The organism is Pelagimonas varians (assembly GCF_003208435.1).
GTDB lineage: Bacteria > Pseudomonadota > Alphaproteobacteria > Rhodobacterales > Rhodobacteraceae > Pelagimonas > Pelagimonas varians.
Window position 1 is genome coordinate 82556 of sequence record NZ_QKMF01000010.1, and the last position, 14241, is coordinate 96796.

11 protein-coding genes are annotated in these 14241 nt (G+C 55.5%); 4 read left to right on the forward strand and 7 right to left on the reverse strand.

Features of this window, described 5'->3' with window-relative positions:
* Window position 1: 1 nt before the first annotated feature.
* The 3 genes from C8N36_RS14060 to glpD are packed head-to-tail and all read right to left on the reverse strand — an operon-like array spanning window position 2 to window position 3817.
* Entirely contained in the window at window positions 2-1081 is a 1080-nt protein-coding gene (locus C8N36_RS14060; RefSeq protein WP_097805335.1) for an ABC transporter ATP-binding protein, read from the reverse strand.
* Window positions 1082-1092: 11 nt separating this feature from the next.
* Entirely contained in the window at window positions 1093-2181 is a 1089-nt protein-coding gene (locus C8N36_RS14065; RefSeq protein WP_097805334.1) for an ABC transporter ATP-binding protein, read from the reverse strand.
* A 22-nt stretch (window positions 2182-2203) separates the two neighbouring features.
* Complete coding sequence (gene glpD, locus C8N36_RS14070) at window positions 2204-3817, reverse strand: glycerol-3-phosphate dehydrogenase (RefSeq protein ID WP_097805333.1); 1614 nt, start codon at window positions 3815-3817, stop codon at window positions 2204-2206.
* Between the two features lie 339 nt (window positions 3818-4156).
* Between glpD and C8N36_RS14080 the strand changes: the two genes are divergently transcribed.
* A complete protein-coding gene (locus tag C8N36_RS14080) occupies window positions 4157-5023 on the forward strand; it encodes a carbohydrate ABC transporter permease (protein ID WP_097805331.1) in 867 nt (288 codons plus the stop codon).
* Window positions 5020-5829, forward strand: coding sequence for a carbohydrate ABC transporter permease (locus C8N36_RS14085; protein ID WP_097805330.1), 810 nt, complete (start codon window positions 5020-5022; stop codon window positions 5827-5829). Before C8N36_RS14080 ends, C8N36_RS14085 begins: the two co-directional genes overlap by 4 nt.
* Before the next feature lie 2 nt (window positions 5830-5831).
* Here the strand turns inward: C8N36_RS14085 and C8N36_RS14090 are convergent, their stop codons facing one another.
* The 4 genes from C8N36_RS14090 to C8N36_RS14105 all read right to left on the reverse strand — a co-directional run bounded on the left by C8N36_RS14090 (window position 5832) and on the right by C8N36_RS14105 (window position 12374).
* A complete protein-coding gene (locus tag C8N36_RS14090) occupies window positions 5832-8924 on the reverse strand; it encodes an efflux RND transporter permease subunit (protein ID WP_170125878.1) in 3093 nt (1030 codons plus the stop codon).
* A 1-nt stretch (window position 8925) separates the two neighbouring features.
* The gene (locus C8N36_RS14095) at window positions 8926-10275 is read right to left on the reverse strand and encodes an efflux RND transporter periplasmic adaptor subunit (RefSeq protein WP_097805328.1); all 1350 of its coding nucleotides are present in this window, start codon (window positions 10273-10275) and stop codon (window positions 8926-8928) included.
* Between the two features lie 171 nt (window positions 10276-10446).
* A complete protein-coding gene (gene uxuA, locus C8N36_RS14100; RefSeq protein ID WP_097805327.1) occupies window positions 10447-11646 on the reverse strand; it encodes a mannonate dehydratase in 1200 nt (399 codons plus the stop codon).
* On the reverse strand, window positions 11643-12374 hold the full coding sequence (locus tag C8N36_RS14105; RefSeq protein ID WP_097805326.1) for a GntR family transcriptional regulator: 732 nt from the start codon (window positions 12372-12374) through the stop codon (window positions 11643-11645). Before C8N36_RS14105 ends, uxuA begins: the two co-directional genes overlap by 4 nt.
* 136 nt (window positions 12375-12510) lie before the next feature.
* Here C8N36_RS14105 and gph point away from each other — a divergent pair, with 136 nt between their 5' ends.
* Together gph and phnD are read left to right on the forward strand one after the other, a co-directional pair.
* Window positions 12511-13167 carry a phosphoglycolate phosphatase gene (gph, locus tag C8N36_RS14110; protein WP_097805325.1) on the forward strand — a complete coding sequence of 219 codons (657 nt, stop codon included), beginning with the start codon at window positions 12511-12513 and terminating at the stop codon, window positions 13165-13167.
* Window positions 13168-13239: 72 nt separating this feature from the next.
* On the forward strand, window positions 13240-14214 hold the full coding sequence (gene phnD, locus C8N36_RS14115; RefSeq protein WP_097805324.1) for a phosphate/phosphite/phosphonate ABC transporter substrate-binding protein: 975 nt from the start codon (window positions 13240-13242) through the stop codon (window positions 14212-14214).
* Window positions 14215-14241: the final 27 nt, after the last annotated feature.

Below are 14241 nucleotides of genomic sequence, written 5' to 3' on the forward strand. Positions count from 1 at the left end.
TTCAAGCCACCTTTGGCGCGACGCGCCAGCTATCGGAATAGACGTTGACGCCAGCAGGATCGAAGACAATCCGGTTCAGGTCAGGCGAAATTTCGGTCCCTTCCGGGGCAAGCACGTTGACATCGGTGCCGTTGAAATCTGCCCGCACAATTTTGTGGCGTCCCACGTCTTCGACGCGTTTGATCCGGACCGGTAGTCCGACATCGCCGCTGCTAAGCGACGTGAATTCGGGGCGGACCCCCAATTCTACCTTGCCGGTCAGCGGGCCAAATCCTTTGCCCAGCGAAATCTGTGTGCCGCCAAGAACTGCCTTGTCCCCGTCGACCTGCGCCTCCAGCACATTCATGCCCGGCGAGCCGATAAAGTAGCCGACAAACGTGTGTTCCGGCTGTTCGAACAATTCTTGCGGCGTGCCCATCTGAACAACACGGCCGTCATACATGACGACGACTTTGTCCGCGAAGGTCAGCGCCTCGGTTTGGTCATGGGTCACATAGATCATCGTGTGACCAAATTCGTGGTGCAGGGATTTCAGCTGTGTGCGCAATTCCCATTTCATATGCGGGTCGATCACCGTCAGCGGCTCATCGAACAGCAACGCGTTTACATCTTCGCGCACCATCCCGCGACCAAGCGAGATTTTCTGTTTTGCATCCGCCGTCAAGCCACGGGCCTTGCGGTTTAGCGTATCTTCCATCCCGATCATCGCCGCGATTTGTTGCACGCGCTCTTTGATATAGGTCGGGTCCGCGCCGCGATTGCGCAGCGGAAAGGCCAGATTATCGCGCACAGTCATGGTGTCATAGACAACCGGAAACTGGAAAACCTGCGCGATATTGCGTTCGGTTGTCGGGGCATTTGTGACATCGCGCCCGTTGAACAGAATGCGCCCCTGCGAGGGATGCAAAAGCCCGGAAATGATGTTGAGCAGCGTTGATTTTCCGCAGCCCGAGGCCCCAAGTAGCGCATAGGCTTCGCCGTCGACCCAATCGTGGTTCAACTCTTTCAAAGCAAAGTCATCTTCGCTTTTGGGTTTCGGCAAATAGGAATGCGCCAGATTTTCGAGGGTGATTTTAGCCATTGTCGTCTCCCTCAGGCCGCGACTGCATAAGATGCAGGTGCAACTGATGTGCCATCGAGTTCAAAAATATAGACGTGCGACGGATCCAGATAGACATCCAGCGCTGCGCCGATTTCCAGATCTTTTACCCCGTGCACCAGACCAACCCAGTTTTCACCGTGGTGGTCCAAATGGACAAACGTCTCGGATCCGGTGATCTCGGTCACGTTCAAATTACCGGTAAAGATCATCGCATCGGCGCTGTGTTTTTCCAGCTCAAGATGGTTGGGGCGGAACCCCGCCAGATAGCTGCCGTCCTTAAGCCCGGAAAACGCGCCCGATGCCACGACCGACTGACCGTCGCCAAACATCAAACGGTCACCCGTTTTTTGCACCGTCAAAAAGTTCATCGGCGGATCGGAAAATACCCGCGCCGTGGTGGCATTCACCGGCTGGCGGTACACCGTTGGTGTCTTGCCAAACTGGGTGATTTTACCTTCCCACATGGCAGCCGTATTGCCGCCCAGCAAAAGCGCCTCTTCGGGTTCTGTAGTGGCGTAGACAAAGATCGACCCCGCCTCTTCGAAAATCTTGGGGATCTCGGCCCGCAATTCTTCGCGCAGCTTGTAATCAAGGTTGGCCAGTGGTTCATCCAGCAGGACCAGACCGGCATCTTTCACCAACGCCCGCGCCAAGGCACAGCGCTGTTGCTGACCGCCCGAAAGCTCAAGCGGTTTGCGATCCAAAAATGGAGAAAGTTTCATCAGGTCAGCGGCTTTTTTTACAGCCGTGTCAATCTGTTCAGCGGATTGCCCCAGCAGCCGCATCGGGCTGGCGATGTTGTCATAGACTGTCATCGACGGGTAGTTGATGAACTGCTGATAGACCATGGCCACGCCGCGATCTTGAACACGCATCCCCGTCACATCCTTGCCGCCCCACAGGACTTTGCCGGTGTTCGGAACGTCCAAACCTGCCATGATCCGCATCAAGGACGTTTTGCCCGACGAAGTTGGCCCAAGCAGAACATTCATAGTTCCAGACGACAGTTCCAGATCTGTTGGGTAGATGTGCGTTTGGCCGTTTACGACCGTCGACACCCCCTCAAGAACAAGTGACATTTCTCTCTCCCCCTTGCAGCTTTTACACTGCCTGTTGTTGCAAGGTCTGAACGGCATTTGCGGCCATCCATTCTTGCAAAACATCGATTTCTTGCGGTGTCATACGCAGACCCAGTTTTGAGCGGCGCCAGACAATATCTTCGGCTGTGCAGGCGAATTCGTGATTCATCAGCCAAACAACTTCGCGCTGCGTCAGATTGGATCCGAATTTTTGGCCCAAGTCGGCCTCGGTCATCGCATCACCCATAAGATCAAACGCATCCGTGCCGTAAGCCTTGATCAAGCGATCGCTCCAGCGGGCTGTCAAAAACGGGTATTGCGCGATCAAACGCTGTTTCAGCGCCGCGACCCCATCCACCGGAAAATCCCCGCCCGGAAGCGCGACACCTGCCGTCCACGGCTTGCCAACTCCGGTCAGAACCGGTGTGATTTTCTCAAGAGCGCTTTCGGCCAGCTTGCGGTAGGTTGTGATTTTGCCGCCAAACACGTTCAGAACCGGGGCACCTGCCGATTGGTCCACGTTCAAAACGTAGTCGCGTGTTGCAGCGGTCGCAGAGGACGCGCCATCGCTGTACAGCGGGCGCACGCCTGAATACGTCCAGACGACATCGTCTTTTGTGACGTCCTGCTTGAGGTACTTGGACACAAACCCGAGCAGATAGTCTTGTTCTTCCGGTGTGCAGACGGGTTTTGCAGAGACGTCTGTGTGATCCGCATCTGTGGTGCCGATCAAGGTGAAATCTGTTTCATAGGGGATGGTGAAAATGATCCGGCCATCTTCGCCCTGAAAAAAGTAACATTTGTCGTGGTCATACAACTTGCGCGTCACGATGTGACTGCCGCGCACCAACCGCACACCTTCAGTGGAATTGATCCGCATTGCGTTGCGAATGATGTCTTCAACCCAAGGGCCGCCAGCATTGACGATCATCCGCGCGGAAACGCTGCGGCGTTCGCCATCACGGGTTTCAAGGATGATCTCCCAAAGGCCGTTGATTTGCTGCGCGGAAACCACTTTGGTTCGGGTATTGATCCGCGCCCCGCGGGCTTCGGCATCGCGGGCATTCAACACAACCAACCGGCTGTCTTCGACCCAGCAATCGGAATATTCATACGCCTTTTCAAAGCGATCTTGCAGCGGCACACCCTCTGGCCTTCCGGTCAAATCAACCGATGTTGTTCCCTTAAGGATTTTGCGCCCACCCAAATTGTCATACATGAACAGGCCAAGGCGGATAAGCCATGCAGGCCTGCGCCCCTTCATCCAAGGCATCACAACGTTAAGCAGTTTGGAGGTTGGCGTGTCGCTCTCGAAACGCATGTCTTTGTGGTAGGGCAGGACAAATCGCATCGGCCAGGAAATATGCGGCATCGCCCGCAGCAGGGTTTCCCGCTCAACCAAGGCTTCGCGGACAAGGCGGACTTCCCAGTATTCCAGATATCGCAAACCACCGTGAAACAATTTGGTCGAGGCAGATGACGTCGCCGACGCCAAATCGTTCATTTCTGCCAACTCGACGGACAGCCCCCGGCCAACCGCGTCACGGGCAATGCCGCATCCGTTGATGCCGCCCCCGATGACGAACAGGTCAACGGTATTGTGATTTTCACGCTTGTCCAATGAAGCCCCCCGCATTCAGCTCGAATCGCGGCCTCCCAGCTTGCGACGAGGCTTAACCAACACCACATTCGCGCATCTGGCAACAATAAATGTTCGTTTATTTTCGATTTCGCGCTATTTCGCGGATTTTTCGCGATTTCCATTTTCGAACTTTGGCGATTTTTGGATTTTTCCTTGACTGCTATCAGCCTCGGACTTGACGATCGGGGTGGTCTGTTGATTGATGATTGCCGCATTAACAGTGCAAGACTGTTGGTCGTTGACCGCAAAGACAGCCTTCAAGGAGCCAGACATGGTGGATTTAATTCCGGGCTGCATAGCCTTGCCCAACGCCTGCCCGTTTCGGTCAGCCGAATGAAAGATCGCACCCAGACCGGCTGGCTGTTTGTTCTGCCGTCCGTATTGATTTTGAGCCTGATCGGGCTTGTTCCCCTGTTGACCGTCGTGAACTATTCGTTTTTCGAAATCTTCATTCTTGACGCCCGATTTTGGGTGGGCACCGAATGGTATGCTGAAATCATCGGATCGGGGCGGTTCTGGGCCAGTTTTGGCCGCTCGTTGCTGTTTTCCACTATGATCCTTTGCGTCCAGATTCCGCTGGGGATCGCGATTGCACTGTGTATTCCCAAGCGCAAAATCTGGGTTGGCATCACATTGGCTGTCTTGGCGCTGCCCTTGCTGGTGCCGTGGAATATGATCCCGTCGCTCTGGCTAAGCCTGCTGAATCCGGAAACCGGGCTTTTGGGCCGGATCTTGCCCTATTTAGGCTGGCCGGATAATTGGAAACTGTCTGCACAACACACTTGGGCGGTCATTGTTGTGATGGATGTCTGGCATTGGACCAGCCTTGTTGTCATTTTGTGCTACAGCGCTTTGGCAACCATTCCGCAGTCCTATTATCAGGCCGCTGCGATTGACGGGGCCGGACCATGGCAGGTGTTTCGACATATCCAATTGCCAAAGCTGCACCATGTTTTGCTCATGGCGGTGCTGCTGCGTTTTATGGATTCCTTTATGATTTACACCGAAGCCTTTCCGATCAATGCGGGCGGCCCAAATGGAGCAACGATGTTTCTGGCCGTTGATCTTGGCGAAGACATCAAGGCCTTTAACTATGGCCCATCTGCTGCGCGATCCGTGATATATTTCCTGATTGTCCTGACCGTCGCGTGGATGTTCAGCAAAGCGCAGGGCAAGCTGGATGGCACAGAAGCCACATGACAAGATCCGCAAAATACCTGCTTGTCATCAAGACCTTGGCCTTGTGGGCTTTCCTCCTCTTTGCCTGTCTGCCGCTGGTTCAAATGACACTCATCAGCTTTGTCGCGACCCTGCCACATCCGGGAGTCGCGGTCGGCCGCCCGACCCTGAACAATTACGCCGGAATCTGGACGGACCCGAGCCTGCGGTCCGCGTTTTTAAATTCAGTGGCCTATGTGCTGATCAATATTTGCATCACGGTTCCCGTCGCCATTCCCGCCGCCTATGCCTTTTCGCGCCTGTCGTTTTTGGGGGACAAACACCTGTTCTTTGCCTTCATCGCATTCAGGATCACGCCGCCGGTCGTTCTGACCTTACCCGTTTTCCAGCTGTTTTCGGCCCTTGGCATAGTGAATTCGGTTTTCGGGATCGCCTTGGCACATTGCCTGTTCAATCTGCCTATCGCGATCTGGATTTTGCAGGGGTTCATTTCGGCCATCCCCAAGGAAATGGACGAAACCGCCTTTTTGGACGGGCATTCCAGATTGCATTTCATCTGGAAAATCCTGCTGCCCCAAATCGCTCCGGGCATCGCCGTGACAGCCTTTTTCTGCTTCATGTTTTCTTGGGTTGAGGTCGTGTTTGCCCGAATATTGACAACAACCAACGGCAAGCCGATCAGCATGGCGATCAATGCGCTGTTCGGGTTTCAAACCGACATCGGCTTGGTCATGGCAGTCACCGCAACGTCCACGCTGCCCGGTGCGGTGCTCTTGTTTGCAATGCGAAACCACTTGTCGCGGGGGTTCAAGGTGGGCCGGCTCTAACCCTAGTCTTTTGCAAACTGACCCACCCATTTCCGGACACTGAACACGTCGAAATAGATCGACATCATCGACGGGAAGACCAAAAGCACCAACAGCATCGAGGCCAGCAATCCAAAGGCCACCGACACAACCATGGGCACCATGGTTTGAACCTGCGGGCTTGTGTCCAAAATCAACGGCACAAGACCTGCCACGGTCGTCGATGTCGACAGCATGATCGGCCTGAACCGCGCCCGCACAGCATTCAAAGAGGCCGCGATATAATCATTGCCCACCAGATGGCTTTGAAAGAACGTCAGGAACAAAATCGCATTGTTCACCACAATCCCCGCAAGCGAGGCAAAGCCGATCAGGCTGGGCATGGACATATCAATACCCAAAGCCCAATGCCCCATAATCGTGCCGATCAAGGCAAAGGGGATCGACAGCATCACAACAACCGGAAGGGTGTAGGACCGAAACTGGAACGCCAGAACCATATAGACCCCGACCAGCCCCAACATCAAAAGCGACCCCATCGAAGATTGGGATTCATTTTGCTCTTGTGTGGCACCGCTGATTGCGACGGCGACGCCGGGAAACTGCGTTGCAAGGGTCGGGGCGATTTCGTCGGAAACAACTGCTGAAATTTGCGCGGATGTAATGGTTGCAGTGTCGATTTGCCCGCGAATACGTGCCAATGCACGGCCGTTTTTGCGGGTGATAGTCGGATAACCCGTCGCCACAGAAATATCCGCAACCAAGGCCAGCGCCACCTGTTTGCCAGCCCCGACAGTCACCGGAAACTGTTCCAGCTGGGTCAGGTTGGCGACAGCGTCATCCAGTTTGACCCGCACCGCGGTATTGGACTGGGCCGAGCGGAAACTGTCTGTCTCGGCCCCTTCAAAGGCACTGCGGATCTGGCTGGCAAGCCCCTGCGGGGACAGCCCAACCGAATAGCCGTATTCATTGAGCGCCAGCTGAACTTCTTGTCGGCCTCCGTAGAAATCTTGTGACGCCTCAACCACGTCCGGCCGTGCGACCAAAGCCGCCAGCATTGCGTTTGAGGCAGCCTCCAGCTCCTCCAAATCGTAGCTGGTCAATTCCACATCCAGATCAAAGCCGCCCGGCCCCATTTCTGATTGGGTAAACGACGATTGGATCAAGTCGGGAATAGGGCCAGCGGCATCGCGCCAAGCCTTGAGAACCGCCGTCGCGCTGACATTGCGCTTTGAGCTTTCCAGCAAATCCACAGTGATTGTCGCGGTGTTTGATCCGTTGTCATAGACATCGCTGTTCACCGCATATTGCACCAAAGCCCGTTCCACCAAGGGGGCTTGATCGACTGTCTTCGGGCTCAGGTCCGCGTCAACCGTATACAGGCCAGCCAAGAGTTGATCCACCGTCGCAACTGTGCGTTCGCGCGCAATGCCAGAGGTCAGGGAAAACCGCGCGGTGATCGTATCGCCTTCGGTGGCCGGAAAGCCGATCAGTTTGACCGTGCCGGACGCCATCAGCCCAATCGACAAGATCAGCACAGCAATCACGGACCCGACCGTCAAATACCGCACGGCAACCAAACGGGTGGCAATTGGCAAAACCACCCCTTCTTTGAAGCGGTCCAGCAGACGTGCGGCCAGCCGCTCTTCGCCGTCCTTTGGCGTTCCTTTGCCCGCGTGGCTCAGGTGATGCGGCAAGATCAAAAAGCCTTCGATCAACGACAGCGAGAGGGTGATCAGCAACACAAACGGGATGTATTTCAGCACCTGCCCCATTTGGCCGGTCAAAAACATCAACGGACCAAAGACGCTTGCGGTGGTTAGAAAGGATGAAACAACACCTGGCATGACTTCGGCAGTACCTCGGGCAGCGGCTTCGACCGGGCCGACCCTATGGCGCCACTTGTCGATGTTCTCGGCGATGACAATACTGTCGTCCATGATCAAGCCAACCGCCATCAAAAGCGCCACCAAGGTGATAATATTCACGGTGATGCCCAGCACGCTCATCATGAATAAAGTACCCAGAAAAGACACCGGCAAAGCGGCAGAAATCCAAAGCGCGTCACGTAAAGAAAAGAACAGCCACATGGTGCCAAACACCAGCACCAGACCGATGGCGATGTTTCCCAAAATCAGCTGAAGCCGTTCTTGAACGACTTCGGTCATGTTGCTGGTCACATCCAGACTGAAGGGTGCAGGATAGGCGGCACGTTCAGCCTCCAATACTGCACTGACCTGTTCAAAGACCCGAATGCTATCGGCGGTCTTGGACTTGGACACAGAAATAATCGCGGCTTGGGCACCGTTGATGAAGGCTTCGACATTTTCGTCGGTATCCCGGATTTGCACGGCTGCGAGATCGCGAAGCCGGACAAAACCGCCATCGGCATTTTCCAGAACAATCAGATCTTGCAGTTCGGACACGGTGCGGCGGGTGTCGGCGTAACGCAGCACGACGCTTTTGTCAGCCAGATCGGCGGTGCCCAAAGGCTGGGCAAGGCTGCGCGATTGAATGGCGTCGATGATGGAAGAGGAGGACAGACCAAAGCGGTGCAAGGCGGCCTGATCGAACACCACCTGCAATTCGCGGTCGGTGATGCCGGACACGGCTGTTTCCGCGACCCCGTCCAAAGCCAGCAAACGGTCCGCCAGTTGGTCGCTGTATTCGCCCAAGCCTTGTTTGCCGGTTATTCCCGACACGGCAACCAGCGCCACCATATCGGTGCGCGCTTTGATTTCCACAAGCGGTGTTTCCTCGTCGGCGGGTAGATCGTTGACACCCGAAACGCCCGAAAAGACATCATTGAAAAACTGGATGATGTCTCCGCCTTCTTCCAGCTCGGCTGTGACGGAGGCGCGGCCATCCATCGACAGGCAGGTCTGTTCGGTCAGGCCGGTGATGCCGGTCAGGGCGTTTTCAAGTGGAACGCAAATGTCTTCGTCCACATCGCGGGCCGAGGCCCCCGGATAGGCCACCGTAACCCCGACGGTCGAGGCCGCAAATTCAGGAAAGGTTTCGCGTTCAATCTTGTTGATGACAAAAACGCCAAGAATGCAGATGATCACCATCAGCAGATTGGCAGCCACAGGGTGGCGGACAAAATAATTGATCATGTCAGTTGCCTTGCTGCGGGGCAGAGACATCTACCGGCGTCAGCTTTAACCCCGGAACCGGCGGGCGCGGTGTGCCCAGCACCAGTCTTTCATCTCCGGTCAGGCCTTCGGTCACCAAAACATCCCCATCCACCACCTGTCCGGTTTTGACATCTTTCATCACCAGACGATCTTGCGCATCCGCCAGATATACAAAGGTTTGTCCACTGTCTGACAGATGAACGGCATGGCGCGGAATAGCGATGACTTCGTGTCGCGGCTCGGCGGATAAAACCACACTGACAAAGGTTCCGACATGCAGCGGCGGGCGTTGTTGATCCATTGCGATCTTGAGCGGGTCTGCGACACGCACAACAATGCCCATAGCGCCGGTTTCACTGTCCATCGTCCCGCGCAAGCGCACAATCTCGGCCGGCCAAGACGCAGAATAATCCGCCCCGTTCAACTGCACCTTCGCCGTCACCCCGAATTGCTTCGTAATGTCGGTGAACTGGCTGGTCTCGATTGCCTGCCCCGACAAAAACGCCACATCAAAGCCGTCGAAAACCAAGCTGGCAAAAGCGGCGGGCTGGATTTCCGCCACAACTTCGGCGGCATCTGTTCCTTCGAGGGTGATCAAGCTGTCGCCGGTGCGGACAAACTGCCCCAATTCAGCGCTGATCGATGCAACCCGCCCCCGAAACGGCGCGGACACCTGGGTTTTTTCGAGCAGGCGTTCGACTTCTTGGAATTCAGCCCGACGCACGGCCAGAGTCGCCGCCGCCGATGCTCGCTGCGCCGGATAAAGCGCAATCGTGTTGTTCAAGGACGCAACCGAGGTTTCCTGCGCCAACAGCGTTTTTTGCGCCGTGTCCACCGCAGCCCGCGTTCCAGTTCCGCGGTCCAACAGGGATTGCACGCGGTCGTATTCGGCTTGGGCCACTTCCAGAATACGAGTGTCATATTCCAACAAAGCTTTGGAATTGATTTCCTGCCGGTCCAGCTCGGCCAGTTGCGCCGTCGCGCTTTCGATGTTTGCCTCCGATTTGCGGCGTGACAATTCGTAATCGGTGCGATCCACCGCAAAGAGGCTTTGCCCCTCTTCGACAATGCTGCCGACATCAAGGCCCGCCGGTTCAACCACCACGCGCCCTTCCACTTCGGAAATCGCCGACCAGCTTTTGGCAGCTTCGACGCGGCCATATCCAACGGCTGTGCTGGTAATTTTGCGCGGAGCAACATTTTGCACACGAACCACAACCGCCGTTTCCGGCAAAGGTGCAACCTCAGGCTCGGGGCGTGTGGTCATCCAGTTGAAGCCCAGAAGACCCAACACAACAGGCGGGATAAAAAGCAGGGGGCGCAGGTTCATAATGTACTCACAATCGACTGTGAAAAGGTAGGGCCGGCATAGGGGGCGTTATTGCTTAAACGGCCCCCAAATAATTTCCGTCGAAATATGCCTACCAAGTCGACCTGCCCTGCGAAAGACCGGAGCGCCCCAGCGCCTGTGGCATTCCGGCCCAACCTTCGTCGAAACGCGCTAAGCCGATGTCAATGCTGCGGCTACCCCGCGAATTTCGGCCAGGCCCCGCAGCCGCCCGATGTAGGGATAACCGGGTTGTACCGGACGCTTGAAATCATCGGCGATTTTGTGACCATGGTCAGGCCGCATCGGAATCTGGCAAACCTTTTCACCTGCGTCCTTGCGGCGGGCCTCTTCTTCGACAATCGCAGCGATCAAAGCCACCATATCGGTCGAGCCGGTCAAATGCGCCGCCTCATGGAACGAGGTCGGAACCGCACTGGAATCGCGGTGTACGTTGCGCAGATGCACAAAATGCACGTGTTTTCCCAAGCGGCGCATCATCCCCGGCAGATCATTGTCGGCCCGTGCGCCCAGTGATCCGCTACACAGCGTTATACCATTGGCCGGGCTGTCAACGGCTTGAACCAGCTCCAGATAGTCTTGCTCTGTCGACATGATGCGCGGCAGTCCCAGCAATGGAAACGGCGGATCATCGGGATGGCAACACAGCCGCATCCCAAGGCTTTCGGCCAGCGGCACCACTTCGGCCAAAAAGGCGTATTGATGCGATTTGAGCTGCTCTGCCCCCATGTCATTATATCGGGCCAGATAGCCGCGCAGATCGTCCAGTGTCAGCTGCTGGTTTGCGCCCGGCAATCCCTGAACAACATTTTGCGTCAACGCTTGTTTTTGCGTCTCTGTCAGCGTGGCAAACCGGGCTTTGGCTTGCGCTTGCACTGCGGCGGGCAAATCATCCTTGGCCCCGCTCCGTTGCAAAATACACAGGTCAAAGACGGCGAAGTCGATCAGATCAAAGCGCATGCAGGTGGCCCCATCGGCCAGTTCCCAATCCAGATCGGTGCGCGACCAATCCAAGACCGGCATGAAGTTGTAACACACCACTTCGATGCCAGCCGCCGCCAGATTTTTGAGACTGGTTTTATAGGTTTCAAGATGGGCACGCCAATCGCCGGTCTGGGTTTTGATGTCTTCGGACACCGGCAGGCTTTCCACCACATCCCAAGTCAGCCCCGACGGCGTTCCGTCAAGCCGCGTTTCAATCTCGGCCTTGCGTTTGGCAATCTCTTCGCGGGTCCAAACTGCGCCATTGTCGATATGATGCAGGGCCGACACAACGCCGCTGGCCCCTGCCTGCTCTATTTCTTGAACCGAGACCATGTCATTCGGGCCGAACCAACGCCATGTTTCTTTCATTGCTTTATCTCCAATTTCTGCGGCGCGCGGGTTGCACCGCTGGCCAGATCAGCCGACTTTTCAAAGGCCGAGTTTATGTGTGTGTTGATCAAGGCCTGTGCCAATTCGACATCGCGCGACTTGATTGCATCGATGATCAACAGATGTTCCTGAAAGGCCGCGTTGATCCGGTTGGGCACATGCCCCGTCAACAAAATTCGCGCGCGATCCGTATGCGCCTTGACGGAATGGGCCAACCGCCACGCGGATGGCAGTTCTGCCAGATTGGCCATTTCGGCGTGAAAATCCTCATCTGCACGGAAAAACGCGATGTGATCGCCGTGTTCCAAAGCCACGCGTTGCAGCGCCACAATGCTATCGAGCGGGCGCAAATCCACCGCGCCATCACAAAGCAACCGCACCACTTCGCGTTCCAGCGCGCGGCGTACGATGATGCCTTCACGCACCCGCGCCTCGTCAATCTTTGATACCACGGTGCCGACTTTGCTGCGGGTTTCAATAAGCCCGTCTTCGATCAACCGTTGATAGGCCTCGCGAACCGGTGTCCTGCTGACATCGAACCATGACGCAAGATCGGTTTCATTGATGGCTGCGCCGGGTTCCAGATCTTCTTGGATGATGCCAAGCCGGATCATATCATAGATCTGAACACCCATGGGGCGGGATCGGTCGATGCCTTTGGCAAGACCTTGCGCCATGGACGGGTGGGATTTTTCTGCACTCTTCATGCTAAGTGCACATAACGTATTCAAGTCGACATGTATACATGAGTAATCTCAAAAGCTAAGCTCCAAATCATCCCTGCATCCTGAACGGTCCAAGGCAACAGTGGTCAGATGGGCACCGCTCGGATAGACAGGTCAGATGATATATCCCAAAGCAATTGTTTTCGATCTGGATGGCACGCTGATTCACAGCGCCCCTGACCTGCACGCTGCGGCCAATGTTGGGCTGGCTTCGGTCGGACGGCCGCCGTTGGGCTTGCCTCTTGTGACCTCGTTTATCGGCAACGGAGTCGAAACATTGATCACCCGTTGCCTGACGGCTACGGGCGGCCATGACACTGCGCTTCTCGAAAAAGCGCTTGCTGCATTTCACACTGACTACGATCAGAACATGACGACACTCACCCGGCCCTATGCCGGTGTTGTCGCCGCACTGAACTCCTTTCGAACCTTGCAAATCCCACTTGGAATTTGCACAAACAAGCCAATGAGACCAGCGTTGGATATCTGCAAGGCCCTTGATTTAGAACAGTTCTTCGACATCATCCAAGGGGCCGTGACCACCTTGCCCAAGAAACCGGATCCGGCACCTTTGCTGCATTGCATCTCGGCGCTTGGCCAGTCCCCGCAAGACGTCATTTATGTCGGCGACAGCACCGTGGATTACCGCACCGCAAAAAACGCCGGTGTTGCCTTTCACTTGTTTTGCGAAGGGTATTTAAACGGCCCTATGCCTGACCTGCCCTCCAATCAGTGTTTCAGCGATTGGGAACAGCACGGGCTTTTGACCATCTGACCAATTGATAAAAAAACTCCTTTGTAAAAATCTGTCTTCCCGTTAGCGTTCAAACCTTGGGAGGAGTTTCTAATGAAAATAGTTCGTACACTTTTGTCAGGTGCAGCATTTACATTTGCACTGACAATGGCCGGTCCAGCCGCCGCCGAAGACTGCCCGCGCGGTGATCTGGATAAGCGATATTGCGATGCCAACGGTGACTTGGTCGCTGACACACCCACGGATCCGGCAGATCAGGTTGATCCCGATACCCTTGTTTTTGCCTATACACCGGTCGAAGATCCGGCTGTTTATAAAACCGCATGGGCTGATTTTCTGACCCATCTGGAAAAAGAAACCGGAAAATCGGTTATTTTCTTTCCGGTCCAAAGCAATGCCGCCCAGATCGAGGCGATGCGCTCTGGCCGCTTGCATATTGCGGGTTTCAACACCGGATCAAACCCGCTGGCCGTCAATTGCGCCGGCTTTAACCCCTTTACCATCATGGCCTCCGCTGACGGCAATTTCGGCTATGAAATGGAAATTATCACCTTTCCCGGCTCCGGCATCGAAAAGGTCGAAGACATCAAGGGCAAGCAGCTTGCCTTTACCTCTCCGACCTCGAATTCGGGCTTCAAAGCGCCGAGCGCGATCTTGAAAGGTGATTTCGACATGCTCCCCGACCGTGATTTCGAACCGGTCTATTCAGGCAAGCATGACAACTCGATCCTTGGCGTCGCCAACAAAGACTACATGGCGGCCTCAATCGCCAATTCGGTCAAAGCGCGGATGCTAAGCCGCGATGTCATCACCGAAGATCAGGTTCTTACTATCTACAAATCCCAAACCTTCCCGACCACGGGCTTTGGCACGGCGCACAACCTGACCCCCGAGCTGAAGGAAAAAATCCGCGGTGCGTTCTTCAATTTCGAATGGGAAGGCACGTCGCTGCAGGCCGAGTTTGAAAAATCGAACGAAGGTCAGTTTCTGGAAATGACCTATCAGGAATTCTGGGAGGTTATCCGCAAGATTGATACCGCCAACGGCGTTAGCTACGCCTGCGAGTAATCCTTGATCGGGCGGGCACATTGCCCG

What these genes read in the sequence shown, in the direction of transcription:
- C8N36_RS14060 (WP_097805335.1), bottom strand. Translation starts at nt 1,081, where the DNA reads ATGGCTAAAATCACCCTCGAAAATCTGGCGCATTCCTATTTGCCGAAA.
- C8N36_RS14065 (WP_097805334.1), bottom strand. Translation starts at nt 2,181, where the DNA reads ATGTCACTTGTTCTTGAGGGGGTGTCGACGGTCGTAAACGGCCAAACG.
- glpD (WP_097805333.1), bottom strand. Translation starts at nt 3,817, where the DNA reads ATGCGGGGGGCTTCATTGGACAAGCGTGAAAATCACAATACCGTTGAC.
- C8N36_RS14080 (WP_097805331.1), top strand. Translation starts at nt 4,157, where the DNA reads ATGAAAGATCGCACCCAGACCGGCTGGCTGTTTGTTCTGCCGTCCGTA.
- C8N36_RS14085 (WP_097805330.1), top strand. Translation starts at nt 5,020, where the DNA reads ATGACAAGATCCGCAAAATACCTGCTTGTCATCAAGACCTTGGCCTTG.
- C8N36_RS14090 (WP_170125878.1), bottom strand. Translation starts at nt 8,924, where the DNA reads ATGATCAATTATTTTGTCCGCCACCCTGTGGCTGCCAATCTGCTGATG.
- C8N36_RS14095 (WP_097805328.1), bottom strand. Translation starts at nt 10,275, where the DNA reads ATGAACCTGCGCCCCCTGCTTTTTATCCCGCCTGTTGTGTTGGGTCTT.
- uxuA (WP_097805327.1), bottom strand. Translation starts at nt 11,646, where the DNA reads ATGAAAGAAACATGGCGTTGGTTCGGCCCGAATGACATGGTCTCGGTT.
- C8N36_RS14105 (WP_097805326.1), bottom strand. Translation starts at nt 12,374, where the DNA reads ATGAAGAGTGCAGAAAAATCCCACCCGTCCATGGCGCAAGGTCTTGCC.
- gph (WP_097805325.1), top strand. Translation starts at nt 12,511, where the DNA reads ATGATATATCCCAAAGCAATTGTTTTCGATCTGGATGGCACGCTGATT.
- phnD (WP_097805324.1), top strand. Translation starts at nt 13,240, where the DNA reads ATGAAAATAGTTCGTACACTTTTGTCAGGTGCAGCATTTACATTTGCA.